This is a genomic window from Streptomyces sp. NPDC107546 (assembly GCF_055639175.1).
Genome location: NZ_JBVKBA010000013.1, coordinates 99,532 through 100,852, shown reverse-complemented (window position 1 = coordinate 100,852; position 1,321 = coordinate 99,532). Strand labels below are relative to the sequence as shown.

At 74.0% G+C, this 1,321-nt stretch carries 1 protein-coding gene; it reads left to right on the top strand.

Annotated elements, in window-relative coordinates; genetic code table 11:
- Positions 1 to 569: 569 nt before the first annotated feature.
- Positions 570 to 1,321: hypothetical protein (locus ACZ7L1_RS20625; RefSeq protein ID WP_471439027.1), on the top strand; the 752-nt coding region annotated here is incomplete at its 3' end.

Sequence of the window (1,321 nt, the reverse complement as noted above, 5' to 3'; positions counted from 1 at the left end):
CCCTGGAAACCCTGCGGACCCTGCGACCCCGTACCCCCCTGAGCACCGGTGGCGCCCTGCGCACCGGTCGAACCCTGCGGACCCGTGGAACCCTGCAACCCCTGTGGGCCCTCATCACCGGTGGCCCCCTGCGCACCTGTGGACCCCTGCGCACCGGTCGACCCCTGCACGCCCACCGAGCCCTGGAAGCCCTGCGGACCCTGCGGGCCCGTACCCCCCTGAGCACCCGTCGCCCCCTGCGCCCCGGTCGACCCCTGCTGACCGATCGACCCCTGGAAACCCTGGGGACCCTCATCACCGGTGGCCCCTTGGGCCCCCGTGGAGCCCTGTGCGCCCCTGGAGCCCTGCGGACCGGTCGAGCCCTGGAAACCTTGCGGGCCTTGCGGACCCGTGTCACCCTGCGCCCCGGCGGAGCCTTGCGCCCCGCTCGTACCCTGAGGGCCGGCAGAGCCCTGGAAACCCTGAGTGCCTGGGGCTCCCTGAGCGCCCGTGAAGCCCTGGGGGCCACTCGAGCCCTGGAAACCCTGCGGCCCCTGGGAACCGGTGTCCCCCTGAGCGCCGGTGTCCCCTTGGAAGCCCTGCTCACCCTGGGCGCCGGCGGCCCCCTGAGCACCCGTGTCTCCCTGCGGCCCCTGCGGGCCACCGGCAGGGCCTGGGACCCCGGCCTCTCCCTGCGGGCCCTGCGGACCACCGGCCGGGCCTTGCGCGCCGGTCTCTCCCTGCGGGCCTGTCGCACCCTGGGGGCCGGAGGACCCCTGGAAACCTTGCGGGCCCTGCGGGCCCGCCTCCCCCACCCCGGTCGCTCCCTGCGCACCGGTGGAACCCTGCGGGCCCAGGGAGCCCTGGAAACCCTGCGGACCCTGCGTGCCCTTATCACCCTGCGCCCCGGTGGAGCCCTGGGTTCCCTGCGGACCCTGCGCACCGGTCGAGCCCTGCGCACCGGTCGAGCCCTGCGCTCCGGTCGAGCCCTGGAAACCCTGCGGACCCTCCGCACCCGTATCGCCCTGCGCCCCGGTGGAGCCCTGCGGCCCGGTGGATCCCTGTCGGCCGACCGAGCCCTGGAAACCCTGCGGACCCTGCATGCCCGTATCACCCTGAGCACCGGTCAAACCCTGCGGCCCGGTGGAACCCTGCGGACCCAGCGAACCCTGGAAACCCTGCGGACCCTGCATGCCCGTATCACCCTGAGCACCGGTCAAACCCTGCGGCCCGGTGGAACCCTGGGCACCCAGCGAACCCTGGAAACCCTGCGGACCCTGCATGCCCGTATCACCCTGAGCACCGGTCAAACCCTGCGGCCCGGTGGAACCCTGGGCACCCA